This is a genomic window from Pseudomonas sp. PvP089 (assembly GCF_017875165.1).
Taxonomy (GTDB): Bacteria; Pseudomonadota; Gammaproteobacteria; order Pseudomonadales; family Pseudomonadaceae; genus Aquipseudomonas; species Aquipseudomonas fortuita.
The window spans coordinates 4,232,246-4,258,844 of record NZ_JAGGME010000001.1 but is presented as its reverse complement, the minus strand read 5'-3'; the positions used below and the strand labels follow the sequence as shown (position 1 = coordinate 4,258,844).

Genomic DNA, 26,599 nt, shown 5'->3' with positions numbered 1-26,599 from the left:
GCCTTGTGTTGCGATGGGCTGCGCAGCAGCCCCGGGGATCTGCAATCCTTGGGGCTGCCATGCAGCCCATCCGACCGGTCCGGCGCCCCGGCAAGGCCGCTCTTACAGCCGCGGGTTACCCGGTAATGCCCAGCATCTCGTTCAGCACCCTGGCCAGCTGATCACTCTGCACAGGCTTCTGGATCACCACGCTGCCCGGTAGCTCCAGCCCTTGCAGCTCTGCATAGCCAGTCAGGAACACCACCGGCAACTGGGGGTACCCTTCGCGCGCAGCCAACGCCAATTGTGCGCCGTTGAATTCGGGCATTGCGAAATCGGTAAGCAGCAGATCGATTTCATCGTCCAGCAACGCCAATGCCTGCTCGCCGCTGTGCGCCTGACGTACCTGGTAGCCATACTGGCGCAGCACATCGCCAAGCATGTCACGCACCAGATGGTCATCGTCCACCAGCAACACCGTGCGGTTGCGGCCACTTTCGCTGACTGGCTGGTTGAGCATCGGTACCACGGGCTCACTGACGGCCTGGTCCTTTACTGCTGGCAGGTACACCGCCACCTGGGTGCCCTGGCCAGGCGCGGTGTCGATGTGCACGCCTCCCCCGGACTGTTTGGCGAAGCCGAACACTTGGGCCAGACCCAGGCCCGAACCCTTGCCGATGTCCTTGGTGGTGAAAAACGGCTCGAATACCTTGGTCAGCACCTCTTCGTTCATGCCGCAGCCGGTATCGCGGATGCTCAGCATTACATACTCGCCGGGATCCGGATCTTCCGGGCGTTGCGGGCGGGTGTCGATGCGGGTGTTGCGGGTAGTCAGGGTCAGTTGGCCGCCGTCAGGCATGGCATCGCGGGCATTGATCGCCAGGTTCAGGATGATCATCTCTGTCTGGGTGGGGTCGGTCAGTGCCTGCCACAGGGCCTGGTCCAGGTCCAGGCGCACTGAGACGTTGCCCCCCAATGTGCGGCGCAACAGTTCTTCCAGGCCGGTCAGGGTCTGGTTGAGGTTAAGTGCTACCGGCTCCAGGCGCTGGCGGCGCGAGAAAGCCAGCAACTGCGACGTCAATTTGGCGCCACGCTCGCCCGCTTCGCGGATGTGGGTGAGGCGCGTGCGGGCCTTGTCCAGGTCGGCCTTGGCCAGGTCGCGCTCAAGGAAGCTGGCGCCGGTGAGGATCACCGTCAGCAGGTTGTTGAAGTCGTGGGCCACGCCAGCGGTCAGCTGGCCGACTGCTTCGAGCCGCTGCATCTGCTGCAGCGCCGCCTCGATGCGCTCGCGTTCGTTGATCTGTTCACGCAGGCGGGCGTTGGCCTCTGCAAGGCCCAAGGCGGCTTCGCGCTCGCTGGTGATGTCGCGTGCCACCACGTACAGCAGGGTGTCTTCAGGCACCACCACCCACGACAGCCAGCGTTGCTGGCCGCCGGCGTGCAGGATGCGGCCGACGAAACGTACGCTGGTACGGCCATGGGCGAGGGCGGCCAATTCGGTCAGCAGCAGTTCCTGGTCGGGCTCGGGCAGCAGGTGCAGCAATGACGTTTGGCTCAGGCGCTCGCGGGAGAAGCCCAGGCTGGCTTCCCATGCAGGGTTCAGTGCGACTGGGGTCAGGTCTTTGTTCAACACTGCCAGCAGGTCCTGCGACAGCTCCCAGGCACGGTCGCGTTCGCGGGTGCGGCGCTCGACCCTTTCTCCCAGCATCTCGTTGAGCTGACGCAGCGCCTGGGTGGCCAGGCGTTGCGTGTTGACGTCCTGCAGCACGCCGGAAAAACGCACGCACTGGCCATCGACGAACTGGCTCTGGCCGCTGCTGAGCAACCAGCGTGGTTCCAGGCCGTTGGGTTGCGCGATGCGAAATTCGACCCGATAGCGGCCGCCGCTCTCCGGGCGCATGGCGTGTTCCACGGCCTCACGTACCATTGGCAGGTCGTCCGGGTAGATGCCGTCGTAGAACACTTCAAGGCTCATTTCGGTGCTGACAGGCAGGCCGAACAGGATCTTGCAGCGGTCGTCCCACAGCAACAGGTGCTCTTGTGGGCGCAGGTCCCAGGTGCCCATGCCGGCGGCATCGATGGCAATCCGCGCACGTGCTTCGACGTCGACCAGGGCCTCTTCGGCGCGGCGCCGGCGCTGGCGTTCCTGCACTTCGGTCAGGGCCCGGCGTACCGCCTTGGGCAGCAGTGGCAGGTTCTTCTTCAGCACATAGTCAGTGGCGCCCAGGCGGATCATCTCCACCGCGTGCTCTTCGCCGTAGATGCCAGACAAGAAGATGAACGGAGTGTCCGGTGCCAAACGCTGCGAGATGGCCAGCACCTCGGTGCCAGACGACCCCGGCAGGACGCAGTCGCACAGGATCAGATCGTAGCGTGCCTCACGCAGGGCATGTTCAACCCCCACATGGTCGAACACAAGCTGTGACTGCACATGCAGCCCGCTGCGCTCCAGACGCATCAGGGTAAGCTCGGCGTCCATCGAGCTGTCTTCGACCATCAGCAGTTTCAATGGTGTTTGCTGCATCGTTGCGGCGGCCTCAATTGCTACCGCGACGATTCAGCCGCAGTGAGCCGGGTGGCGGTTCGTTAAGCACTGCCCAGAATATCCCGAGGTCGGAAATGGCGGCGACGAATTCCTTGAAATCTACCGGTTTGACCACGTAGGCGTTGACCCCAAGTTCATAGGCACGCAACAGGTCGGGCTCCTCCCGCGAGGAGGTCAGCATCACCGTGGGGATGCTGCGCAGTTCGGCAGTGGCGCGTACTTCCTTCAGCACTTCCAGGCCATCGACCTTGGGCAGTTTCAGGTCCAGCAACAACACGGCAGGGTTGCCGTCATCGCGTGTGGCATAGCTGTTGCGGCGCAGCAGGTAGTCGAGTGCGTCGGCGCCATCGCGCAGCACGATGACCTCGTTGGCCAACTGGCTGCGTTCCAGGGCCAGCAGGGTCAGTTCCAGGTCCCGGGGGTTGTCTTCGACCAGCAGGATGGGTTTGAGCATGATAGTAGCGGTGCCTCAGGTAGCAGTGTTTCGGGGGAGGGTAAAGTGGAAGCTTGCGCCCTGGTCGATCTGGCCTTCTGCCCAGACCCGGCCATCATGGCGCTCGATGATGCGGCGCACACTGGCAAGGCCAATCCCTGTGCCCTCGAAGTCTTCCATGCGGTGCAGGCGCTGGAATACACCGAACAGCTTGCTTGCATAGGCCATGTCGAAGCCCACGCCATTGTCGCGAATGCAGATCTCGGTTTCGCCCGGATGCAGCACCGCACTGATCGCGATGTGTGCAGGTGAACGGCCGCGCGTGTACTTGATTGCATTGGCGATCAGGTTGCGCAGCGCCAGGTTGATGAAGGCCGGATCGCCAATTACCTGGGGTAGCGGAGCGATGTCCCAAACGATTGCGCGGCCTTCGTAATCGGGGGCCAGCTCGCTGCGAATGGCATCGACCAGCGTATTGAGGTCCACGTCGGACAGGCGCAGGGCCGAGCGGCCCATCTGCGAGAAGTTGAGCAAGTTGTCGACCAGGCTACCGGCGAAGTTCGCCGCTTCGCCGATATGATTCAGGAAGCGCTTGCCGCGCTCGCTCAGGCCCTGGCCTTCCAGTTCGCCCAGCAGTTCGGTGTAGCCCGCGATGTGCCGCAGGGGGGCGCGCAGGTCGTGGGAAACACTGTAGGAAAACGCTTCGAGTTCCTTGTTCGAACGGCGCAGGTCACCCGCCAGCTGGGCCAGTTCTTCTGCTTTACGCAGGACGATGCCAAGCACGGCGGTGCGCAGTTCCAGTACGCCCTCGATCACCAGCGGGTCCCAAGGCTCGCTGTAGCCGCGCAGTTCTTCCTGCCAGCGTTCGAAACTGTGCCGCGGGTCGAGGTTGCCCTGCGGCCCGACCTGCTTGATCGGCTGGCCCGCCCAGTTCACCGTGCGCACTTGCTCTGGCCGGAACCACAGCAGGTAGTGCGAGTGGATCTGCGAGATGGCCACCGCCAGTACGCCGCCGGCATGGGCAGCGAGCTCGGGCAGGTCAGTGATGTCGCGGCGCACGTTGTCACTGTGGAATACAGTGTCTTCGCCGCGCTGGCCAAGCCAGTGCACCAGCGCGGTCACCTGGGCTTCAGGCGGCGTCTGGCCGATCAGGTCACAGCGTTCGGCCGAGATGACGGCGGCGCCCTGGGCATCGGCAAAAGCCAGCAACACCTGGGGCAGGTCACGCAGGCCATCACTGACGCTGTCGTGGTCGGCCATGGACGAAATCATGCGCACGATGTGTTGGCGCAATGCCAGCAGCTTGCGCGTGTTGGCATGGGACTCGCGCGATTCGATCTGCAGCGACAGCACACTGGCCAGCAACTCGCAGGCTGTACGGGTACGCAGGTCCACCGCGCGCGGCTGTTGATGGTGGCAGGACACCAGCCCCCACAGCTCGCCGTCGACCACGATCGACAGCGACATCGAAGCCAGCGTACCCATGTTGCGCATGTATTGCAGGTGCACCGGCGAGACACTGCGCAGCGCGGCAAAACTCATGTCCAGTGCCTTGCCTGTACGTGGGTTGAGCGCCGGGAGCAGGGGCGAGGGTTGATAGTTGGCATCCTCGATCACGCGGATGCGGTTGACCCGGTACAGTTCGCGCGCCTGGCGCGGGATGTCTGCAGCCGGGAAGCACAACCCCAGGTAAGCGGGGTAACCTGGGTCAACCGCCTCGGCCAGTACCTGGCCGTTGCCCTCGGCATCGAAACGGTACGCCTTGACCCGGCCAAAGCCGGTAATGCGCTTGAGCTGCAACACCGTTTGCTGCAGCAGGTCTTCGAGGCTGCTGGCCAATTGCAGGCTGCCGACAAAGTTGCGCACCAGCGGGTAATAGTCGCCTTGCCCCGCCAGTTCCGGCGATAAACACGGAGGTTCGAATTCGGCAATCAGTACGTCGTCGTGGCCGTGCACCAGCAAATGCAGCGGGGTGCTGTAAGGCGCACCTTGGGACAAGCGCACATCCCCGATGTGAAAGGGGAAGATTTCATCTTCAGGCAGCCGTGCCAGTTGCGTGTGCAGGTCAAAGCCATCGTTGACCAGGTTGGCGAAAGGGCAACCGATCAGTTCACGGGCCGGCAAGCCCAGCCAGTGCTCGACGTTTTCACTGGCCTGCAGCACGCACAGGTCGATGGGGTCCAGCACCAGCAGAAAACCGTGGGGCTGGACGCTGCTCGGCACGTGGATAGGTTCCCGGGCACAGCGCTCCATGGCTTCTGCCAGCGTGGTGTCTGCAGTCATCAATGAAAACGCTCCTGTCATGTCCGTCCATGTATGGCATAGGCGCCTGGCGCTGGATGAACGCTCTTCAGCCTACCAGAAACCAGGCACATTTACCGGCCCTCGGCCATTGGAGACATGGAGTTCGCCTGTGGTTCTGCGCCGTTTCGGGTTTTTTTTAACGGGGCGCTATCGCTTTATCGCTAATACCAAAAAACGGTTGGGTGCCACCGTCGTTGCCCTGCCTCACTGCTACGCTCTGTTCAGGACGTTTCGACAAGGATAACAAGGTGACGGAGCGCTTAATGGCAGCGGTATTGGGCCTGTTGTTCAGCGGCAGTACCGTAGCAGCGGATTTTCTCGTGGAAGTGCGTGTGCTGGTGCAGCGCGGTTGCATGCTGGTCAACCAGCCCCGCGACGCGGGTGCCCAGGCCCTCGGGCGCATTGACCTGGGCTCGTCGGCACGCCTGGACGGCCCCGGCGCGCCGATGAGCGGTGTTTTGCTCAGCCAGCGTCCCCCGCGCCTTGAATGCAATCCGGACACGCCGTATCAGGTGCGTGTCGATGGTGGCCAGCATGGTGGCGCCGGCGAGCTGCGCTACCTGGCCAGCGACGACCGCACGGCTCGGCCCATCCCCTATCGCTTGTACCGCGACGCTGCCTGGCGTGAGCCGCTTGCGGTAGGGGTCGCCCAGTCGGCAAGGGTGCCGGGCAGTGGCTCGGTGGAGCTGCCGTTGTACGCACGCATCGACAAACTGGCGTGGGTGCCGAATGCAGGGGTTTACGCCGACCTGCTTAAAGTCACGGTCACCTGGTAGGGACGCCGCCATGCTCAAGGACGCCACGCCATGAACCGCATCTCGATCTTGTTGCTAACCCTTGGCCCGCTGCTGGTTCCCGGCGGTGAGGTGCACGGCAGCACCACCGGTTTCATCCAGGCGCGGTTGGTGATCAGTGCAGCCTGCCAGATCAGCGGCAACGACACGCAACCGGCTGTGCTGGGCAACCCAGGGGTGCTGGATTTTGGCGAGCGCGGCCCGAACTGGGACCAGCCCCTGCGCAGCCGGGTTGATGAGGCGGGCGGCGCGGGCACCCTGCAGATCAGCTGCACGCCCGAAGTGCGGGCCTTTAATGTACGGATCAATGGTGGACTGAATGGCGACGACGGGGTGCGCCGGTTGAGTAATGGCCGAGAACTCATCCCTTATCAACTGGCGGTCGACCCAGGCGGTAATAGCCGCTACGCCATCGGCCAAGCGCGTGCTTTTACCATCAACAGCACCCAGCAGGTGCCAATCCCGATTTATGGCGTGGTAGTGGCACCAGCGCGTGCACTGCCGGCCGGGCTGTACCGCGACACCCTCAGAGTGACCCTGGACTGGTAACCACGCAAGGAGACTCCGATGCGAACGAACCTTACATGCTGCATGCTCGCAGGCCTGGGCCTGGCCTTGGCTTCACAGGCCCAGGCCGCCACGGTGACCGGCAGCATCAACTCGACCCTGACGCTGATTTCGGCGTGCCAGGTAAATGGTAGTTCGGGGACGTCGGGGCTCAACTTCGGTGCCTTGAACTTCGGTACCCAGGATGCCTTGTTCGTCACCGCCAATGCCCAGGTGCTCGGCGGCGGCGGCGGTGCCATGAGCATCCTGTGCTCGGCGGGTACGGTGCCTGCGATCAAGGTGCGCGCAGGCCTGCATGACGGCCAGTCGAGCGGTGGCACGCGTGCGCTCGCCGATGGGGCCGGCAACTTTGTGCCGTATGACCTGTACACCGACACCGGGCGCACGACCTTACTGGCCATTGACGGCACCATCACCCTGCCGACCAGCACGGGCGTGGCCCAGACCGTCAACCTCTACGGCAAGGCCGTGGGCAAGGCGGGCCTGCCTGCAGGAGTCTACAGCGACACCATCTCGGTCGAACTGTCGTTCTGAGCCATGCGCGGCTGGCTGGCAGGTGGCATGACCGGAGTCGGCATGCTGTTGGCCGCCCCGTTGGGGGCGGTGACCACCAGTACCTTCACAGTCACAGCGCAGGTGGTTGCCGGGTGCCTGGTGGTGGGCGGTGTCACCAGTTACGGCACGCTCGATTATGGCTCGCAGTCGGCGCTTTCCAAGGGGTTGCTCAGCACGTCGCTGGGTGGCACTACAGTGACCTTCCAGTGCACGCCGGGCGTGGCCATGAGCATGAGCCTGGACGGTGGGCAGAACAGTGCCAGTGGCACACGCAATTTGAAGCGCACCTCCGGCACGCAAGTGCTGGCTTACCAGTTGTACCGGGACGCGGCCTACAGCCAGAGCCTGGGCATCGGCCAAAGCGTGGCCGTGAGCTATTCCGACCCGACGGCGATCAAGCTGCCGGTCTACGGGCGGGTCCAGCTGACCGGCGTGCTGCCGGCTGGGACCTACACCGATGTGGTGCAAGTGACGGTGACCTGGTAATCGCCAGCGCCACCAACGACAAGTGTCTAAGGAGAGCTGCATGCGGGCAGGCGCGAAGTGGGCGCGTGGATTGATAGGCTTGTTCTGGCTGGCGAGCCTGCCGGCCGGGGCAGCCACCTCGGTGCTGATCTGGCCGATCGACCCGGTGCTGGAGGCCGACCAGAAGGCCGGTGCACTGTGGCTGGAAAACCGGGGCACTGCGCCGGCCAACCTGCAGGTGCGGGTATTCGCCTGGCGCCAGGGTGATTATCAGGAGCAGTTCCAGGCGCAGCGCGAGATCATCGGCAGTCCGCCTGTCGCGAACATTGCCCCCGGGCAAAAGCAGCTGATCCGCCTGACCCGAACTGGCCCTTCACCTGCCGGCCAGGAGCAGGCCTACCGCATCATCATCGACGAGATCCCGCCCGCCATCCCGGTCGACAAGGCCGAGCCCGGTGCCACGGCGGCCATTCGTTTGCAGATGCGTTATTCGGTGCCGCTGTTCGTTTATGGCGAAGGGCTTTGGGGTAAGGCCGACCCTGAAGGCAAACGCAATGCCGAGGGCGTGGGCAAGCCGCAGGTCAGCTGGCGGCCGGTGACGGTGCAGGGCAAACCTTACGTTGAACTGCGTAACACCGGCCCCGTGCATGCGCGGCTGACCGATGTAGTGGTGCAGCAAGGCAGCCAGAGCAAGCCACTGGCTGAAGGCCTGTTGGGCTATGTGCTACCGGGCGCCAGCATGCGCTGGCCTGCTCCCATGGCGGCCTCCAGCGGCAGCGTGCTGAAGGGCAGGGTCAATGGCCAGAGCGCAGCGGACGCCATCCGCCAAGGCCAATGAGTCAACGATTGAATGCAGTGCAGGGGCCAGGGAGGACCCGGCAATGGTTGGAAACCGTGTGTGAAATGGCTCTTGGCGACGACGCGCCGCAGGTGCCTGTTGCTGGCCATGGCCAGCCCGGTGCTGGCGCTGGCCGACGACCTGCCCCCGCCACCCACGGAGATGTCCGCCATCGCCGACGCTACCCTGTACCTCGACCTGGTGGTGAACCAGATGCCAAGGGCTGAACTGGTGCCGGTGCAGCAGCGGGCCGGGCAGTTGTACCTGGGCAGCGAGGTATTGCGGGCAGCCGGTATCTCGTTGCCGGGCAACCCCCAAGGCGAGGTAGCCCTGGAAAGCATCGCGGGGCTACACACCGACTATGACAGCCAGAACCAGCGTTTGCTGTTGCAGGTACCGCCGGCCTGGTTGCCAGACCAGCAGGTGGGTGATCGCAACCTGTACCCGGCCAGCGACGCGCGCAGCAGTTTCGGCGCCCTGTTCAATTACGACCTCTACCTGAACGACACCGATGAAGGCGGCACCTACCTGGCAGCCTGGAACGAGCTGCGCCTGTTCGACAGTTGGGGGACCTTTTCCAGTACCGGGCAATGGCGCCAGTCATTCAATGGCGCGCAGGCGGACGATACCCGCCAAGGCTTCATGCGTTACGACACCACCTGGCGCTTCACCGACGAACAGCGCCTGCTCACTTACGAAGCCGGTGATTTCGTGACCGGGGCCTTGCCATGGAGCAGTTCTGTGCGGGTAGGCGGCGTGCAGCTGTCGCGCGACTTCGCTGCGCGCCCCGATCTGGTCACTTACCCGTTGCCGGCGTTCGCAGGCGAAGCAGCGGTGCCGACATCGCTCGACCTGTTCATAAACGGGTTCAAGTCCAGCACCACCGAGCTGCAGCCGGGCCCGTACACCCTGACCAACGTGCCGTTCATCAATGGTGCCGGGGAGGCGGTGGTGGTCACCACGGACGCCCTGGGCCGGCAGGTGTCGACCACCTTGCCGTTCTATGTCACCAGCAGCTTGCTGCAGAAGGGCCTTTCTGACTACTCGGTGGCCGCCGGTAGCCTGCGGCGTGATTACGCCGTGCGCGATTTCAGCTACGGGCCGGGTGTTGCCTCGGGCAGCCTGCGCTACGGGCTCAGCGACACCTTCACCCTGGAAACCCACGCCGAAACAGCCGAGTCGCTAATGCTTGGCGGCTTGGGCGGCAACATGCGCCTGGGCACCTTCGGCGTGCTCAACGCCGCCTTGGCGCAAAGCCGCTTCGACGGTGACACAGGCCACCAGGTTGCCCTCGGTTACCAGTACAACAGCCAGCGCATCGGCTTCAGCTACCAGCGCCTGCAACGCCGCGGCGACTATGCCGACCTGACCCGGGTCGACTCCCAGGACATGCAACTGAGCAAAAGCAGCGAACAGGTCACCCTCAGCCTCAACCTGAACGAGTACGGCAGCATTGGCGCCGGTTACTTCGACGTGCGCGCCGGGGATGGCACGCGTACCCGGCTGATCAACCTGAGCTACAGCAGGCCGCTATGGGGCAGCAGCAGTGTGTACCTGTCTGCCAACCGTGAAGTGGGTGACAGCCAGTGGGCCGTGCAGGCGCAACTGGTGATCCCGTTCGACCTGCACGGCACCCTGGCGCTGGGCATGGAGCGCAGCAAAGAAGGCGAGACCCTGCAACGGGTGAACTACAGCCATGCGGTGCCGGCGGGTGTCGGCGTCGGCTACAACCTGGGCTATGCGGCAGGCAGCGACCGTGATGCCTACCGGCAGGCAGACGTCACCTGGCGCTTGCAGTCGGTGCAGTTGCAAGCCGGTGTGTATGGCAGCAGCGGCGAGATGACACGCTGGGCCGATGCCAGTGGCTCCCTGGTGTGGATGGATGCCGGGGTGTTCGCCGCCAACCGCATCGACGATGCCTTCGTGGTGGTCAGTACCGCAGGCTACGCCGATGTGCCGGTGCGCTATGAAAACCAGGAGGTCGGCCGTACCGATGGCAATGGGCACTTGCTGGTGCCGTACAGCAGCGGTTACTACCGTGGCAAATATGAAATCGACCCCATGGACCTGCCGCCGGACGTCCTCGCGCCAAGCGTCGAGCAGCGGGTGGCGGTACGACGGGGCAGTGGCTACCTGCTGGAGTTCCCGCTCAAGCGTGTGATGGCGGCCAGTGTCGAACTGGTGGACAGCAACCAGCAGGCGCTCAAGCTGGGTAGCCGCGTTACCCATGCTGAAAGCGGCAGCCAGGCGGTGGTCGGTTGGGATGGGCTGGTGTACCTGGAGAACCTCTCGCCGCATAACAGCCTGCAGGTAGAGGTTGAGGGTGGTGGACAGTGTGAGGTGGCCTTCGACCTGCCCAAGGCTGAAGGTTCGATCCCCCTGATTGGCCCGTTGGTATGCAGATGAAGACGGGTTGGCGCATGTTGTCGGCCGTTATACTGCTGCTGTGGGCTGGCTCGGCCTGGGCCAAGTGCACGGTAGTGTCAACCTTGCCGGTGCTGTTCGGCGCAGTCAATTCGACCCAGGTACGCCTGGCCAGCCAAGCCGCCTCTACCAGCAACGCGGGCTTGCAGTGCAACGGAACGGTGCTGAGTGTGCTCAGCAGCAGTGACTCGTTCAAGCTGACCGTGACCCCGGCCACTGGCGGGTTGGTAGGGCCTACCGGTGATGTTATCCCTTACACCCTGTATGCCGATGCCACCACCAACTTCCCGATTACCCGGAATGTAGCCTTCGAGTTTGGTCGCACCGGTATTCTCGACCTGCTCGGCCTGCTCAACGGCACGCCCAAGGCGGTGCCGCTCTATATCCGCACACAGATTGGCAGTAACGTTGCAGCGGGGTTGTACCAGGAAACCCTGTCGCTGGGGTGGGCATGGAACTATTGCGAAGGGATTGCCATCGGTGGGCTTTGCATCGGGCGTGACAATAGCGCTGGCTCTGCGAGCCTTACCGTGAGCCTGACCGTGACGAACGACTGCCAGATCACCACGCCTGACATCAATTTCGCCAGCGCCCCGGTGGTGGCCGGGTTCGGCACAGTAAGCCAGAGCCTGAGCGTTTCGTGCACCAAGGGCAGCAGCTATACGGTGGGCTTGAATGACGGGCAGAACGTGGCCAATGGCCGCCGGCGAATGAAGTCGGCGGCCAACAACTACCTGGCGTATGACATCTTCAAAAGTTCCGGGACGGTGCGCTGGGGTTCATCGGGTGCCGCCAGACGCTCCAGCACGGATGCCGACGTAAACCCCGGCGCGGGTACAGGCACGGGTAGCCAGGTGTTCAACTACAACGCCAAGGTCTATACCGACCAGGCTACACCGCCGGCAGCCACCTATTCCGACAGCGTGATACTGGATGTGCAGTTTTGACTGAACCCCATTCCTGCCTCGGTTCCCTGTAGGAACGGCCTTGTGTCGCGACAGGGCTGCGCAGCAGCCCCGAGATGGCAGACCCAGCACCGATTGCCGGGGCCGCGTGAGGCAAGGCTAGCGCAAGTCGCCAACCATCTCCGCCAGGGTCTTCAGCACCGCTCCGGCCAGTGCCTTCGAGCGCGCCCCCGACCAGCCGGCAACCGCATCGGGCGCGTCGTCGTGGTCCTTGAACGGCATCTCCAGCGTCAGCGACAGGCAGTCATGGGCCATGCCCACGGCATTGCAGGCCAACGTGGTATTCGCCTGCCCGGGCTCGTCGCGGGTATAGCCGTGCACGGTCTGGAAGTCGCGGGTCACGCTGCACAAAAGGCTGCGGAACTGCTCTTCGAGTTTTGCCAGCCGTGGGGTGTAGCCCGGGTTGCCCTCACAGGCGGCGGTGAATACGTGCGGAATTTCTTCGTCACCATGCACGTCAATGAACGCATCCACGCCGTACTGCTTCATCTGCGCCTGGGCGAAGAATACCTCCGGCGTCAGCTCGACGCTGGCGTCCTGCCAGGCACGGTTGAGGTCCTTGCCCTTGAAATTGGTGCGCAGGTGACCGAGGAACGCGCCGTCGGGGTTCATGTTGGGGATCAGGTACAGGTCGGCCTTGGCCAGCAAGCCCTGGAGCACCTCGTCGTTGGCTTGCAGGCGGTCGATCACGCCTTCCATGAACCATTCGGCCATGTGCTCACCCGGGTGCTGCTGGGCAATCAGCCACAGCTTGCGCTTGCCAGCCGCGCCATCGCCGGCTCGCAGCAGGGGAATATCGCGGCCCTGCACACTGCGACCGCTGGCCAGCAACTCGACCCCAGGGATTTGGCGAGCACGCTCGATCAGCTGGTTGTGACGCGCGCGTGGGTAGGGTTCGAAGTAGGCGAACCAGATCTGGTCCTGCTCCGCTGTCACTTCGAACGACAGCGCTGTGCCGTCGAACTGGCTGGGCACGCGGAACCAGGTTTGCTGGTCGTAGGAGGCCACCGCGTTGTAACCGCTCCAGGCGTTTTTGTACGAGGAGCCGGAAGCGTTGTCGAGGCTGAAGCGATAGACCTGGCCCGGCGTCAGTCCACTGACCTTGAAGTGGAACCACTGATAGTGGCCGCTGTGGGTATCCGGCCGGATGGCCAGGTGCACCTGGGCAGGGTTGCTGGCATCCAGTACCTGGATGTTGCCGGAATCGAAAGCGCAGTCGATCTGCAGGGGGGACAGCGTCACGGTCATGTGCCGGGCTCCTTTGCGGGCGTTGTTGTAGGGGTACTGTACACGGCTTGGCAGGGTTACTGCGCGCGATCAGGTGATACGCGGGCCCTGCGCGGGTACGCTCGCTGGGCTGAATGCGCTTTAACGTCACTGTCATACGGCCATGGCAGCATCCGGGTCCCCCTTCGCACAGGTGAAACCACAGTGCACTCCGGCCTGACCCGCAAGCCCTTCATGCTTCGCACAAGCGACATGCGCAGCGATGATTTCGGTGCCCTGTTCACCCAGATGTTCGGTAGCTTGTATGCCGACATGCCGCCGCTGGCCCAAGGCATCAGCATTGGGGGCGTGTATGGGCGCTTCGAAGGCATGAGCGTGCGCCGCATGCAGTACGGCGGCGATTTCAGCATCACCCTGCCCACACCACAGGATGAGATCACCTTCGTGCTGCCCACCGCTGGCAAGATCATTTTCGATCACCGGGGCGAGTCGATTGGTGGTGCCCACGTGGGGCTGGCGGTCGACAAGCGCGACATTCGCACCGTGCGTTTTGCCGAAAACCATGCCCAGTGCGGCATGTCGATACGGCGCGCGTTGTTTGCTGAGCGCTTGTCACTGTTGTTGGGCCAGCCTTTGGCGGCACCGGTGTGTTTTGCTCCAGTGGTCGACCTGGCGTTGCCGGTGTTCCAGGGCATACGTGCGTTGCTGGAAATGGCCACCGGTACGCAGTTCGACCAACTGATCAATACCGGCATGCTGATGCCCACCCGGCTGCAGGAAATGGTGGTGGATGCGGTGCTGGAGGCGTGGCCGCACACCTATAGCGATGCTTTGCGCAGCCCCGCACCTGCGTTGGCGCCGCGCCATGTGAAGCTGGCGATGGCCTATCTGCACGAGCACCCGGCGCGCTTGGTCAGTGGCACTGAGCTGGCGAGGTTGGTCAATGTCAGCCTGCGCGCCTTGCAGGATGGCTTTCGCCGTTTTGCTGGCACATCGATTGTGGGTTATCAGCGGCAGGTACGGCTGGAGAGCGCGCGCCAGGTACTGGCGCGCGGGGAGGGCGGGTCGGTGGCCGAAGTAGCCTTGCGCCATGGGTTCAGCAACGCGGGGCGTTTTGCCCAGTACTTCCAGCAGGCGTTCGGGGTAAGCCCGGCTGAGTTGAGGCGCGGCAGGTAAGGCCTGATACCAGTCAGTAAAGCCAATCGGGGCTGCAAAGCGGCCCCAATGATATGGTTTAGAACGCGTAGCTGGCCTTGAGGCTGCCACTCACCCCGTGGCTGTCGCCTGCGCCCATCGCCGCCACTTCGCCGCCCACACTCAACGCACCCAGGTTGGCCATCAGGCTCACCCCGCCAGTAAACTGGTCGCGGTTGTCGAACGCCGCACGTTGCTCGATATCCAGCCCCACCAGATGCCCCTGGCTGTCCACTTGCTGATCCCCCAGGGCATGTTCGTAACCCACTTCCACCCCAGGCACCCACTGCCAGCTGCCGACGGGGATGGGCGCGAAAGACGCTTTCAGGTTGGCCCCTGCACTGCGGCGGGTTGCCTTGAGGTCGTCCACTTGCAGGGCCAGTTCGCTGCCTTTCTCGGTAAAGCCGTTCAGGTCGACGTGGCTGGCCCGCACGCCAATGCTCGGCTCCAGCACCACGCCATGGGTGGGCAGGCGATAACCCAGCGCCAGGCTGGCGCCAGCCAGCGTACCGTGGCTGTCACCCTTGGCCGTGCCCAGGCCGCCGCCCAGTTCGCGTTTGCTGGAGTAGTCGAGCCAGCCACCCCTGATGTCGGCATCGATGAACAGTCCGTGCTCCAGGCCGCCAGGGGCGAAGCGTGCGCCCAGGCTGAGGAAGGTCAGGTCGGTATCGGCCTCGCCACCGGCCCCGCCCACCTTGCCACGGTTATAGCCAAAACCGGCATGGCCGCTGAGCTGCTCGGAAAAGCGCTGGGTCATGCCCACCATCAACCCCTGGCTATGCTCGTTGCTGCTGGCCGCATGGGCTGAGCCGTCAGTGCCGAGGTAGCCGGCCAGCGCCGTGCTCCACAGGCGCGCCTGGCCGGCCTTGAGGCCGCTGCCGTCGGCAAAGGGCGAAGCCGCACGCTCGACCATGGCGCCCTGGCGCAGCAGGTAGCTGGCGGCATCCGCGTGCACCTGGCCGCCAACGGTCGAGGTCACGCCGCCCAAGCTGCCGGCATCGATGGCCGATTGCAGGTAGTAGTTGTAGGCGCTGTAGCTGCCCGACAGCGAGGTGTCCTGCAGCTCGCGCAACAATTGCGCGCCGGCGGCAGCGTTGCCCAGCAGGCCTGCCTCGCCGGGCAGGGAACCATAGCGCACCATCTTGCCGCGCAGCACGTAGATCGTTTCCTGGCTCAGGCCCAGGCCCTGCTTGAGGTAGTTGTCCATGTTGCCGTAGTTGGCGCTGATTTCATCGAGGCCAGCCTGCAGGTAGCTGGCTTCGACCCCCAGCAACGGTGCATAGATTTCGGCCATGCTCGCCGGCATCGCCGCCAGCGTGGCAGCCACGCGGGCGGCGGTGTAGCCGTTGGTGGCCAGGTAGTTACTCATGATGCTGGCCTCGTCCACCCCGGCGATGCTCAGCAGCACCGCTGCCGTCCAGCCGGTGCGGTCCTTGCCCGCGGTGCAATGAAACAGCGCGGCGCCATCGGCAGCCGCCAGTTCGTTGAACAGCACGGCAAACTGGCCACGCATGCCGGCGTCGCTGACGAAGGCGCGGTTGGTCTCCTGCATCATCGCCCGCGCCTGTTCTGCGCTGCTGAAGGAAATGTTGGTGATGTTGGAGCCCGATGTGGTGCTGCCAATGATGTCGATGTTGGTGTAGCTGGCGCCGCCCGGCAGCGTATCGGGCGTGCTGGCGATTTCGCTTGGGGTGCGCAGGTCGTACACATTGCTGATACCCAGGCCATTGAGGGTGGCCAGGTCGGCGGCGGTCGGGGTAAGGGCGTTGGCACGGTAGAACACGCCCGCCCGCATTGTGCCGCCATGGCTGGTCGGGTAGGCGCTGGTGGTGCCGGCGAGGTCGCGGAAATTATCCATACCGGCCAGGCGTGGGGTGGCGAGCGCTTCGGCGGCATGGGCGGTGGAAATGGCAAGGGTAAGCAGGGACAGGGAGCAGAGCACACGTTGCAGCACGGATCAGGCCTCAGGCAGTGGGTTAGGCTGTCTACTGTCCTGGGGCAACATGAAACTGAATGTTACATTTTGCGGTGATGTGCAAAGGCTTGCGCGATCTGTCCTTGTTTTGCGTCTTCTGTCCCGGCGACTGGGGCGCAAAGCGCCCCGTTAATCACACACTGGCCAGACCTGGAACGCAGGGTTGCTTTCATTTCGGCTGAGGCGAGGGTTTGCCTGTTTTTGTTTTTTTGCATATTAGCTTATGAATTTAATTACTTTTATTTATTTGATCTAGCCGGCTACATTCGCAGTTTCTTCAACCTGCAAGGAACTGCGGATGTCCATTCGATCTCGCCTGCTGCTTTTCGCGGCTGCCACACTGCTGGCTACTCAGGCATTTGCCAGTGACCGCCTGACCCTGCGCATCGGTGACCAAAAAGGCAACATGCGCGCCCAGCTGGAGGCAGCCGATGCCCTGCGTGACTTGCCTTACGACATCCGCTGGGCCGAGTTCCCCGCTGCCGCGCCTTTGGCCGAGGCACTGAATGCCGGCGCGATCGATGCTGGCATCATTGGCGATGCACCATTGCTCTTCGTGCTGGCCTCTGGTGCGCCGGTCAAGGCCATTGCCGTGGACAAGTCCGACCCGTATGGCACGGCGCTGCTGGTGCGCCCCGACGCAGCGCTGCACAGCGCTGCCGACCTCAAGGGCAAGCGGATCGCCACGGGCCGTGGCTCTATAGGCCACCACCTTGCATTGAAGGCGCTGGATCAGGTCGGGCTCAGCGAAAAGGACGTGGAGTTTCGCTTCCTCGGCCCCGTCGACGCCAAGATCGCCCTGGCCAATGGCTCGGTGGACGCCTGGTCGACCTGGGAACCCTACACCGCGCTGGCCGAGCAGAGCGGCCAGGGCAAAGTGCTGGTCAACGGTCGGGGGTTGTCCAGTGGCAACAGTTTCCTGGCCGCCACCGACAAGGCGCTGGGTGATCCGGCTCGCAAGGCCGCATTGCAGGACTACCTTGTGCGCCTGGCCGGCGCCCAGGTCTGGGCTTACCAGCATCTGGACAGCTATTCACAAACCCTGGCTGCGATCATCGGCTTTCCGCAGGATGCTGCCCGCCTGCAGTTCGAGCGGCGCCAACTGGTTTGGCAGGCGATTGACGCGAAGACCATCGGCGAACAGCAGGAAACCGCCGACTTTTACCACGCCCACGGCCTGATGAATCAACGCCTGGACGTGGCCCCGACCTTTGCCAGTGGCTTTAGCGTGCCCGCCCCTGACTCACTGGCCCAACATTGACCCGGAGACGTCCCATGCTGCACCGCAAACGCCTGCGCCACCTGGCCCTGGGCCTGCTGCTCGGCTGCCTGCTGCCGTCGCTCGCCAGCGCCGATCAGACCCTGCGCATCGGTTACCAGAAATCCTCAACCCTGCTGACCTTGCTCAAGGCCCGTGGCACCCTGGAGCAGCGCCTGCAGGCCGAAGGTATCCGCGTCAGCTGGCACGAGTTCCCCAGTGGCCTGCCGCTGCTGGAGGCGCTGAACCTGGGCAATATAGACCTGTCGGCGGATGTGGCCGACACCGTGCCTGTATTCACCCAGGCAGCTGGCGCCAAGCTCACCTATTTTGCTCGTGAGGCGCCATCCCCCTCGGCCCAGGCCATCCTGGTGCCAGCCGACTCGCCGCTCAAGACCCTGGCCGACCTCAAGGGCAAGCGTGTGGCGGTGACCAAGGCGGCGGGCAGCCATTACCTGTTGATCCAGGCCCTGGCCAAGGCCGGTCTTGGTTTCAAGGACATTACCCCGGCGTACCTGATTCCCGCCGACGGCCGGGCGGCGTTCGAGAACGGCAAGGTCGATGCCTGGGTCACCTGGGACCCGTATGTGGCCAGCGCCCAGCGCCAGCAGAACGCGCGCATCCTGGCCGATGGCAGCGAGCTGGCGAGTTACCAGCGCTACTACCTGGCCGGTAGCGATTACGCCAAGGCGCATCCTGAAGTGCTGCAGCAGGTGTACCAGGCGCTGCGCGAGATCGGGGCCTGGACCAAGGCCAACCCTGCAGCGGCTGCCCGGGTACTGGGGCCGCTGTGGGGCAACCTGGACAGCGCGACGGTGCAGCAGGCCAATGGCCGACGCAGCTATGACGTGCAGCCGGTGCAACTGGACAACCTGGGTGAGCAACAGCGTATTGCCGATGCCTTCTACCGCGAAGGGCTGCTGCCCAAACCGGTGGATGCGCGTGCGGTGACGGTGTTCGAGCCGCACGCTGCTGACTGAGGATACGCGCGAATAGGCCGGTGCCGACAATCTGTAAACTGAGGGTTATTTGAAGAACTGGCTGGGCGTAGTACCGAAGTGGCGCTTGAACATGCTGGCAAAGGCACTGGGGCTGTCATACCCCAGTGCCCCCGCCACGTCGATGATCCGCTCGCCCAGGGCAATCCGCTCCAGTGCCTGCATCAGCCGCGCCTGTTGGCGCCACTGGCCGAAGGTCATGCCGGTTTCGCTGCGGAACAACCGCTGGATGGTCTTCTCGTCCACCCCCAGTTGCTGGCCCCAGTCGGCCACGGTGGCGTTATCGTCGGGCCGCTCTTGCAATCCCGTGCAAATCACCCGCAGGCGCTTGTCGCTGGGTTGCGAGAGCTTAAGCGGCAAGGTCGGCAGTACGCTGATCTCGTCGAGGATCAGGCGCATTACCCGGGCTTCGCGCGAGTCCTCGGCAAAGGGTGCGGTAAAGCCCACCGAAGCCTTGATCAATTCGCTGAGCAGCGGCGAGATGCTGATGGCCTTGCTCTGCAGGGGCAGGCCCGCTGCCGCATCGGTGCGCACGAACACACTGCGCATCTTCACATCGCCCACGCAGCGGATGGCATGCACCTGGCCGCAAGGCATCCACACCCCGCGGCTGGGTGGCACTGTCCAGCATTCGTTGCCGGACTCGACGATCATCAGCCCTTTGATGGCATAGATCAGTTGATGCTTGGCATGGGTATGGGGCTCGATGAACCAGTCGCTGGGGTAGTCCGTTGCACGGCTACCCACTTCCCAGGTCCACTGATCGACCTCCACCAGCAATTCGCGCTGCGGTTTTACCATCGTGACCTCGTATAGATGCAGCCTGGCAGCGCCACTTTAGCAGCAGCGGCTGGGCGGGGCCTTCGAACGGGTTGCTGGCAACAGCGCGGTTGCCAGGCCCAGCAGCGGCAGGAACGCGATCGCCTGGTATACCCACTCGATGCCATGGCGGTCGGCCAGCTCACCCAGGCCGGCGGCACCAATGCCGCTGATGCCGAACATCAGCCCGAACATTACCCCCGAAACCATGCCGACCCGGCCCGGCACCGCTTCCTGGGCATACACCACCAGCGCCGCGAAAGCCGAGGACATTACCAGGCCGATGGCCACCGCCAGTATCGCTGTCCAGGCCAGGTTGGCGTGGGGCAGGGCGAGGGCAAAGGGTGCCACGCCAAGAAACGAAACCCAGATCACCGCCTTGCGCCCGATGCGGTCTCCCACCGGGCCACCGGCAAAAGTGCCCAATGCCACGGCTGCGAGGAACACGAACAGATACAGCTGGCTGTGTTGCACGCTCAGGCCGAAGTGCTCGATCAGGTAGAAGGTGAAGTAGTTGGTGAACGAGGCGATGTAAACAAACTTGGCGAACATCAGCACGGCGACCACCACCACGGCGCGCCACATGGCGCCCCGCGACAGCCCGGGGGCCTGCTGGCCGGCGAAACGCTTGAGCCGGGCCTGGCCGTGGCGCATGCTCCAGCCGGTCACCCGCAGCAGCACCAGCACGGCCAGCGCAGCCGCCAGCATGAACCAGGCAATGGCCGGCTGGCCGTGTGGTATGACGATGGCAGCGGTCAGCAGCGGGCCGAGGGCGGAGCCTGTGTTGCCACCCACCTGGAAGGTCGACTGGGCGGTGCCGAAGCGCCCGCCTGAGGCCATGCGGGCCACCCGCGAAGCTTCGGGGTGGAAGGTTGCCGAACCTACGCCGACCACCGCAGCAGCCACCAGCAGCATTTCATAGCTGCCCGCGAAGGCGAGCAGGGCGATGCCCGCCAATGTCACCAGCATACCGGCTGGCAACAGGTACGGTTGCGGGTGCTTGTCGGTGTACATCCCGACCCAGGGTTGCAGCAGAGAGGCTGTTACCTGGTAGACGAGGGCGATCCAGCCGATCTGGGCAAAGCTCAACGCGAAGTCGCTTTTCAGCATCGGGTAGATCGACGGCAGTACGGCCTGGATCAGGTCGTTCAGCAGGTGGGCGAATGCGGCAGCACCGACGATACGGACTACAAAGCCCTGAGGTTGGTCGGCAGGCGGGGCGGCGGCCAAGGCGGCGGAAGTTGTCATGGGCAAGGTTCTTCTGTGGCAAGGGAACAAGGCATTGCCGCCGCAGGTTAGCCAGTACCCGGGTTGCCTGTCTCCCGCCGAACAGGCAGCCACTGTCGCGTTTCGGGCATCCGTGCCCGCACCGCTGTTCCAAACCCCGCTGGTAGCTCAGAGACCCAGCTCGCTCAACCCGGGGTGGTCATCCGGGCGCCGCCCCAGCGGCCAGTGGAACTTGCGCTCGGCTTCGCTGATGGGGTGTTCGTTAATGCTCGAGTGGCGGTTGTGCATCAGCCCATCGTCGGCGAACTCCCAGTTCTCGTTGCCGTAGGCGCGGAACCATTGTCCGCTGTCGTCGTGGTACTCATAGGCATAGCGCACGGCAATACGGTTGCCGGTGAAGGCCCACAGCTCCTTGATCAGGCGGTACTCCAGTTCGTGGTCCCATTTGCGGGTGAGGAACGCCTCGACCTCGGCACGCCCACGGGGGAACTCGACGCGGTTGCGCCAGACCGTGTCAGGGGTATACGCGAGGGCGACTTTGGCCGGGTCGCGGCCGTTCCAGCCATCTTCGGCCAGGCGCACCTTTTCGATGGCACTTTCGTGGGTGAAGGGCGGTAGTGGTGGTCGGGACATCGGCGTACTCCTCAGGTCGTTTGGTTTTTAGCAGGTTAGCTGCCGGTGCCTGGACAGAGAATGGATGTGCGCGACACTTCATAATTGCGGTGCGTGGAACAATACAGGCTTGTGAACGAAGCCATGGCCTTGCCGCGCGCAGTCGGGCCTGGCTGTGCGGCAGTGGGCCGCAAGGCGGCCCTTAATGCCTGTATCAACGCTGAAAAGTGGGGGTGTCAGTCCCAGACCGGCGCCAGGCCGTCAGGGCTGACTTCTCGGCCATTGCGTTCGAGTGTGGCGATGCGTGCCATGTCGTCGGCGCCCAGCTTCAGGTCACGGGCAAGCAGGTTGCTGGCCAGGTTTTCGCGTTTGGTCGAAGACGGGATGACCGCGTAGCCCAGCTGCAGGGCCCAGGCCAGCGCAACCTGGGCGACGGTGGCCTTGTGCTTGGCTGCTATTTCGGCCAGTAGCGGGTCTTTCAGAACCTTGCCGTAGGCCAGGGTCATGTACGAGGTCACGGTAATGCCCTGCTCATTCAGAAATGCTGCCAGCTTGCTGTTCTGCAAGTACGGGCTCAGCTCGATCTGGTTGGTGGCAATTTCGCCTTTGCCGACTACATCAATGGCCTGGCGGGTCAGCTCGATATTGAAGTTGGACACACCGATCTGGCGTGTCAGCCCCAGCTTCTTCGCTTCGGCCAGCGCAGTCATGTATTCGCGCAGTTCCACGCCGTTGCCCGGCGCCGGCCAGTGGATCAGCAGCAGGTCGACGTAGTCGGTGCGCAGCTTCTCCAGGCTCTCGCGCAGGCTGGCAATCAGCTTGTCGGCGGCATAGTTGTCGACCCAGATCTTGGTGGTGATGAACAGCTCGTTGCGCGGCACGCCACTTTCGGCGATGGCCTGGCCGACTTCGGCTTCGTTCTTGTAGATCTGTGCGGTGTCGATGGCGCGGTAGCCCAGCGCCAGGGCCGACTTGACCGAATCGATGACAGTTTGGCCAGTGAGGCGGAAGGTGCCGAGGCCGAAGGAAGGAACGCTCATTGAGTTACTCCTGAAGAGTGGGGGAAATCATGTGACGGCCAGTGTGCAGGTTCGCAAGGCAGCGAATAAGCCGCTGCTGCGTCAAAGTCATTTGAACTGTAGGCAAGAATGATTCCGCGCACATCTGTTCAGAGCGTGAGGTAGCGCAACGGCAGGTTTAACTTGATTCGAGTCTTAAGGCCCTTCAACGCCAGGGGCCAGGAACGAAAAAGCCCGCCGGGTGGCGGGCTGTTCGCTGGAGCGGGACGATCAGCGGCGGCGGAACAGCGGCAGCGGCTCGTCGGTGGCGGCCTGGTAGGTCACCGAGAAGTCCTTGAGGCTTTGCAGCGCGTCTTCCGGGTCCTTGTCGGCCCGGATGGCGAACGCATCGAAACCGCAGCGGGCCATGAAGAACAGCTGGTCGCGCAGTACGTCGCCGATGGCACGCAGCTCGCCCTTGAACTTGTAGCGGTCACGCAACAGGCGCGCATTGGAATAGCTACGCCCGTCGGTGAAGGCCGGGAAGTTGAGCGCGATCACCTGGAAGTACTGCACGTCTTCGCCGATTTCTTCCGCTTCTTCGTCGCTGTCCAGCCACACGCCCAGGCCGCCGTCGCGGGCCTTGAGCACATGGGCGTGGTCACGCCACAGCTGCAGCGGCACGATGTAGTCGTCGCAGTTGGTCAGCTCGTCGAACGAGGTTTCCTTGGGCAGCAAGTGCCAGGTTTCGTCGACGATCTGGTTGTTCTTAATGATTCGCTGCATAGACGCGTTCCTTGAAGGGGTCGATGCCGATACGCTGGTAGGTGTCGATGAAACGCTCTTCCTCGGTACGTTGCTCGACGTACACGGCGATCAGCTTCTCGATCACATCGGCCATGGCATCCTGGGCGAAGGACGGGCCGAGGATCTTGCCCAGGCTTGCGCCGCGCGCAGCATTGCCGCCCAGCGACACCTGGTAGAACTCCTCACCCTTCTTGTCCACGCCGAGGATGCCGATGTGGCCCACGTGGTGGTGGCCGCAGGCGTTCATGCAGCCAGAGATGTTGAGGTCGATTTCGCCGATGTCGAACAGGTAGTCCAGGTCGTCGAAACGGCGCTGGATGGACTCGGCGATCGGGATCGACTTGGCGTTGGCCAGCGAGCAGTAGTCACCGCCCGGGCAGCAGATGATGTCGGTCAGCAGGCCGATGTTCGGGGTGGCGAAGCCGCTTTCGCGCAGCTCCAGCCACAGCGCATGCAACTGACGCTGCTCGACATCGGCGAGGATGATGTTCTGCTCGTGCGAGGTGCGCAGGAAACCGAAGCTGTAGCGCTCGGCCAGGTCGGCGACGGCGTCCAGCTGCTTGTCGGTCAGGTCGCCCGGGGCAACGCCGGTAGGCTTGAGCGACAAGGTCACGGCCACGTAGCCAGGGCGCTTGTGGGCGCGGGTATTGCGCGAGCGCCAGCGGGCGAAGCCTGGGTTTTCTGCGTCCTGGGCGGCGTAGTCGACATTGTCGAGGGCCAGGTACTCCGGGTCGACGAAGTGGCGCGATACGCGTTGTACTTCGTCTTCGGTCAGGGTGGTACTGCCGCCGCGCAGGTGGACCATTTCGGCCTCGACCTTCTCGGCAAACACTTCAGGTGTGAGCGCCTTGACCAGGATCTTGATCCGCGCCTTGTACTTGTTGTCACGGCGACCGTAACGGTTGTACACGCGCAGGATGGCGTCCAGGTAGCTGATCAGGTCTTGCCACGGCAGGAATTCGTTGATGAACGAGCCGACCACCGGGGTACGGCCCAGGCCGCCGCCAACCAGCACGCGGAAGCCCAGTTCGCCAGCAGCGTTGCGCACCGGCTCCAGGCCGATGTCGTGCACTTCGATGGCGGCGCGGTCTTCCTGCGAGCCGTTGATGGCGATCTTGAACTTGCGCGGCAGGTAGGCGAATTCCGGGTGGAAGGTGGTCCACTGGCGGACGATCTCGCACCATGGGCGCGGGTCGATGATTTCGTCTGCGGCCACACCGGCGAACTGGTCGGTGGTGGTGTTGCGCAGGCAGTTGCCGCTGGTCTGGATCGCATGCATCTGCACGGTAGCCAGCTCGGCGAGAATGTCCGGAATGTCTTCCAGTGCCGGCCAGTTGTACTGCACGTTCTGGCGCGTGGAGATGTGCGCGTAGCCTTTGTCGTAGTCGCGAGCGATCTTCGCCAGGGTGCGGACCTGGCGGGCGCTCAGCTGGCCGTACGGCACGGCGACACGCAACATTGGTGCGAAACGTTGGATGTATAGGCCGTTCTGCAGGCGCAGAGGGCGGAATTCTTCTTCGCTCAGCTCACCGGCCAGGTAGCGGCGGGTCTGATCACGGAACTGCTTGACGCGGTCCTCGATGATCCGCTGATCGTACTCGTCGTATACGTACATAAAAGTCCTGTCTCAGGCATGCAGCTATTCGCGCGCACGGCCGCGCACTCCGGTACGGAGCCGTGGAACGATATCAGGTTGCGGTTATGCGCTAAAGTGATGTTTTTGCATATGAAAAGAACCAAATGGACTATGTGAGACTGACTGCCATTTGTACGCCGGGCGCAGCCAGGCGGTTATAATCCGGCGTTTGCTTCGCAGAGATGTGACCCCATGCTCAAGGCCCTGTGCCAAAGCTTGTGTCTTGCCCTGCCACTGGCGGCAAATGCGCAGCCGGCCTCGGTGGTGTTCCTCAATCCGGGGCTGTCCACCGAGACATTCTGGACCAGCTACACCCGCTTCATGCAGGCCGCTGCGGACGAACTGGGCATGTCCCTGCGCGTTGAGTACAGCGAGCGCCGAGCCGACGGGGTGCTGACCCAGGCCCGCGCGATCTTGAGTGGGGCGCAGCGGCCAGACTACCTGGTGCTGGTCAATGAGCAGTACGTGGCACCGGAAATCCTGCGCCTGTCGCGTGGTACCGGGGTCAAGCTGTTGCTGGTCAACAACGGCCTGACCGCCAGCCAGGCCCGTAGCATACAGGCCCAGCCGGACAAGTACGCCGAGCCCCTGGGTACCCTGATGAGCAACGATGAGCAGGCGGGCTTCCAGATGTTGCGCCTGATGGTCGCGCAACTGCCTCGCGACGCAGGGCCGGTGGACCTGGTGGCCTTTGCCGGGCTCAAGACCACACCGGCCTCGCAGTTGCGCGAGGAGGGCATGCGCCGCGCCCTGGCCGACTTCCCTCAGGTGCGCCTGCGTCAGGTGGTATACGGCGGCTGGAGCCGCCAGCGTGCCTATGAACAGGCGCAGCAATTGCTGGAGCGTTACCCGGCCACCCGCCTGGTGTGGTCGGCCAACGACGAGATGGGCTTTGGCGCCATGCAGGCGTTCGAGGAAGCAGGGCACACACCGGGGCGTGATGTGCTGTTCGGCGTCGTCAACAGTTCGCCTGAGGCCTTGCGTGCGCGCATCGATGGGCGCTTGAGCGTGCTGATGGGTGGGCATTTCACCCTGGGTGGCTGGGCCATGGTGATGCTGCACGATGATGCCCACGGGGTGGCGCTGAACCGCGACGGCCAGCGTGTGCACAGTGCCCCAGTGTTGCAGGCGATCGATCAGGCCAAGGCCAGGCGGTGGCTGAAACTGCTGGAGCGGGACGACTACGGCGTCGATTTTCTGAATTACAGCGCCGAAGGGCAGCCGGCCAGTTACCAGTACCGGTTCCTGACGTCACCGGTCGAGTATTGAAAGACCCTGCTTGAGGGAAGGGCATTGCTCGTCTTAACTGCTGGTTGTGAAGTGCATTCCCATAACCACTACAAGAGGCAATGCAATGGGAAACTCAACCAAGGTCCGCAAAGCTGACAGCAGTGTCGACGCCTGGGCGATCCTCTGCCTGATCGTCCTGGTGGTGGTCACTGCCGTGTATTGGGTCAGCCACCAGTAGACTTCTCTTTCAGACCGTGATGTAGCAACAGCGCCTGCGGGGGTATGTCCTGCGGGCGTTTTTGTGTGGCCTGTCCCGGCCTCATCGCCGGCAAGCCAGCTCCCACAGGTACAGCGCAGGCCCTGAGGCTGCAGAAAACCTGTGGGAGCTGGCTTGCCGGCGATGAGGCCGGGGCAGGCTAGCGGGTAAGGTGCAGGGCCAGTTGCACCAGGCCGATCAGCACCATGATGAAAATCAGGGTGAAGAGCGTCCCCAGTGCAATGAAATGGCTGGCTTTGCCGTGGGTGAAGTCGCGGGTGCGGTTCTTGCCGCTTTGCACGCCGAAGGCGGCGGCGAGGATGCTGTGCAGCATCTGCCAGAAGGTTGGGGGTTTGCCCTGGCTGGAATCATCCATGGTAGCTCCTGAAGATCAGAGGCAATCAGGAACAGTGTAGGCAATGGCGCTAAGGTTGCTTGTGCCGGCCTCTTCGCGGGGCAAGCCCGCTCCCACAGGTTCGGCACAAACCGCCAG

General features: G+C 63.6%; 23 protein-coding genes. 11 read left to right on the top strand and 12 right to left on the bottom strand.

The features are described 5' to 3' along the window. Positions 1-115: 115 nt before the first annotated feature. The 3 genes from J3A71_RS19415 to J3A71_RS19405 are packed head-to-tail and all read right to left on the bottom strand — an operon-like array spanning position 116 to position 5,240. Positions 116-2,503, bottom strand: coding sequence for a hybrid sensor histidine kinase/response regulator (locus tag J3A71_RS19415; RefSeq protein WP_023048722.1), 2,388 nt, complete (start codon positions 2,501-2,503; stop codon positions 116-118). A gap of 13 nt (positions 2,504-2,516) precedes the next feature. After that, on the bottom strand, positions 2,517-2,978 hold the full coding sequence (locus J3A71_RS19410) for a response regulator (protein WP_016485929.1): 462 nt from the start codon (positions 2,976-2,978) through the stop codon (positions 2,517-2,519). 15 nt (positions 2,979-2,993) lie between these two features. Then, entirely contained in the window at positions 2,994-5,240 is a 2,247-nt protein-coding gene (locus J3A71_RS19405) for an ATP-binding protein (RefSeq protein ID WP_096425871.1), read from the bottom strand. Positions 5,241-5,509: 269 nt separating this feature from the next. Here J3A71_RS19405 and J3A71_RS19400 point away from each other — a divergent pair, with 269 nt between their 5' ends. The 7 genes from J3A71_RS19400 (at position 5,510) to J3A71_RS19370 (ending at position 11,851) form a co-directional block, all read left to right on the top strand. After that, positions 5,510-6,037: a spore coat U domain-containing protein gene (locus tag J3A71_RS19400; RefSeq protein ID WP_016485931.1), complete on the top strand. Its 528-nt coding sequence runs from the start codon at positions 5,510-5,512 to the stop codon at positions 6,035-6,037. A gap of 30 nt (positions 6,038-6,067) precedes the next feature. After that, positions 6,068-6,604, top strand: coding sequence for a spore coat U domain-containing protein (locus tag J3A71_RS19395; RefSeq protein WP_096425872.1), 537 nt, complete (start codon positions 6,068-6,070; stop codon positions 6,602-6,604). 18 nt (positions 6,605-6,622) lie between these two features. Continuing rightward, positions 6,623-7,156 (top strand): spore coat U domain-containing protein, encoded by a 534-nt coding sequence (locus J3A71_RS19390; RefSeq protein ID WP_016485933.1) that lies wholly within the window; start codon positions 6,623-6,625, stop codon positions 7,154-7,156. Between the two features lie 3 nt (positions 7,157-7,159). After that, entirely contained in the window at positions 7,160-7,663 is a 504-nt protein-coding gene (locus J3A71_RS19385) for a spore coat U domain-containing protein (RefSeq protein WP_016485934.1), read from the top strand. Between the two features lie 40 nt (positions 7,664-7,703). After that, a complete protein-coding gene (locus tag J3A71_RS19380; protein WP_016485935.1) occupies positions 7,704-8,480 on the top strand; it encodes a molecular chaperone in 777 nt (258 codons plus the stop codon). A gap of 108 nt (positions 8,481-8,588) precedes the next feature. After that, positions 8,589-10,886 carry a fimbria/pilus outer membrane usher protein gene (locus J3A71_RS19375; protein WP_096426948.1) on the top strand — a complete coding sequence of 766 codons (2,298 nt, stop codon included), beginning with the start codon at positions 8,589-8,591 and terminating at the stop codon, positions 10,884-10,886. Next, positions 10,883-11,851: a spore coat U domain-containing protein gene (locus tag J3A71_RS19370; protein ID WP_031312590.1), complete on the top strand. Its 969-nt coding sequence runs from the start codon at positions 10,883-10,885 to the stop codon at positions 11,849-11,851. Before J3A71_RS19375 ends, J3A71_RS19370 begins: the two co-directional genes overlap by 4 nt. 117 nt (positions 11,852-11,968) lie before the next feature. Here the strand turns inward: J3A71_RS19370 and J3A71_RS19365 are convergent, their stop codons facing one another. After that, the gene (locus J3A71_RS19365; RefSeq protein ID WP_096425873.1) at positions 11,969-13,117 is read right to left on the bottom strand and encodes a M14-type cytosolic carboxypeptidase; all 1,149 of its coding nucleotides are present in this window, start codon (positions 13,115-13,117) and stop codon (positions 11,969-11,971) included. Positions 13,118-13,330: 213 nt separating this feature from the next. On the opposite strand from J3A71_RS19365, the gene J3A71_RS19360 reads away from it, so the two are divergent. Beyond that, positions 13,331-14,272 (top strand): AraC family transcriptional regulator, encoded by a 942-nt coding sequence (locus J3A71_RS19360; protein WP_231995323.1) that lies wholly within the window; start codon positions 13,331-13,333, stop codon positions 14,270-14,272. Positions 14,273-14,330: 58 nt separating this feature from the next. Here the strand turns inward: J3A71_RS19360 and J3A71_RS19355 are convergent, their stop codons facing one another. Further along, entirely contained in the window at positions 14,331-16,244 is a 1,914-nt protein-coding gene (locus tag J3A71_RS19355) for a tyrosine-protein phosphatase (protein WP_096425874.1), read from the bottom strand. A gap of 319 nt (positions 16,245-16,563) precedes the next feature. Here J3A71_RS19355 and J3A71_RS19350 point away from each other — a divergent pair, with 319 nt between their 5' ends. Together J3A71_RS19350 and J3A71_RS19345 are read left to right on the top strand one after the other, a co-directional pair. Beyond that, positions 16,564-17,526, top strand: a complete 963-nt coding sequence (locus J3A71_RS19350; RefSeq protein ID WP_016485941.1) for an ABC transporter substrate-binding protein — start codon at positions 16,564-16,566, stop codon at positions 17,524-17,526. Between the two features lie 14 nt (positions 17,527-17,540). After that, positions 17,541-18,503 carry an aliphatic sulfonate ABC transporter substrate-binding protein gene (locus J3A71_RS19345; protein ID WP_096425875.1) on the top strand — a complete coding sequence of 321 codons (963 nt, stop codon included), beginning with the start codon at positions 17,541-17,543 and terminating at the stop codon, positions 18,501-18,503. Positions 18,504-18,548: 45 nt separating this feature from the next. Here the strand turns inward: J3A71_RS19345 and J3A71_RS19340 are convergent, their stop codons facing one another. The 6 genes from J3A71_RS19340 to J3A71_RS19315 form a co-directional block, all read right to left on the bottom strand. Further along, the gene (locus J3A71_RS19340; RefSeq protein ID WP_016485943.1) at positions 18,549-19,322 is read right to left on the bottom strand and encodes a helix-turn-helix transcriptional regulator; all 774 of its coding nucleotides are present in this window, start codon (positions 19,320-19,322) and stop codon (positions 18,549-18,551) included. Positions 19,323-19,358: 36 nt separating this feature from the next. Beyond that, positions 19,359-20,588: an MFS transporter gene (locus J3A71_RS19335; RefSeq protein WP_096425876.1), complete on the bottom strand. Its 1,230-nt coding sequence runs from the start codon at positions 20,586-20,588 to the stop codon at positions 19,359-19,361. Between the two features lie 147 nt (positions 20,589-20,735). Continuing rightward, positions 20,736-21,200 carry a DUF1348 family protein gene (locus J3A71_RS19330; RefSeq protein WP_023047803.1) on the bottom strand — a complete coding sequence of 155 codons (465 nt, stop codon included), beginning with the start codon at positions 21,198-21,200 and terminating at the stop codon, positions 20,736-20,738. A gap of 215 nt (positions 21,201-21,415) precedes the next feature. Beyond that, positions 21,416-22,219: a 2,5-didehydrogluconate reductase DkgB gene (gene dkgB, locus J3A71_RS19325; protein WP_023047804.1), complete on the bottom strand. Its 804-nt coding sequence runs from the start codon at positions 22,217-22,219 to the stop codon at positions 21,416-21,418. A 249-nt stretch (positions 22,220-22,468) separates the two neighbouring features. Beyond that, positions 22,469-22,963: a DUF934 domain-containing protein gene (locus tag J3A71_RS19320; protein WP_016485947.1), complete on the bottom strand. Its 495-nt coding sequence runs from the start codon at positions 22,961-22,963 to the stop codon at positions 22,469-22,471. Continuing rightward, complete coding sequence (locus J3A71_RS19315; protein WP_016485948.1) at positions 22,947-24,599, bottom strand: nitrite/sulfite reductase; 1,653 nt, start codon at positions 24,597-24,599, stop codon at positions 22,947-22,949. Before J3A71_RS19315 ends, J3A71_RS19320 begins: the two co-directional genes overlap by 17 nt. A 213-nt stretch (positions 24,600-24,812) precedes the next feature. On the opposite strand from J3A71_RS19315, the gene J3A71_RS19310 reads away from it, so the two are divergent. Further along, a complete protein-coding gene (locus tag J3A71_RS19310) occupies positions 24,813-25,889 on the top strand; it encodes an ABC transporter substrate-binding protein (RefSeq protein WP_209953103.1) in 1,077 nt (358 codons plus the stop codon). Positions 25,890-26,266: 377 nt separating this feature from the next. On the opposite strand, the gene J3A71_RS19305 is transcribed toward J3A71_RS19310, so the two are convergent. Next, complete coding sequence (locus tag J3A71_RS19305) at positions 26,267-26,482, bottom strand: DUF2970 domain-containing protein (protein WP_016485950.1); 216 nt, start codon at positions 26,480-26,482, stop codon at positions 26,267-26,269. Positions 26,483-26,599: the final 117 nt, after the last annotated feature.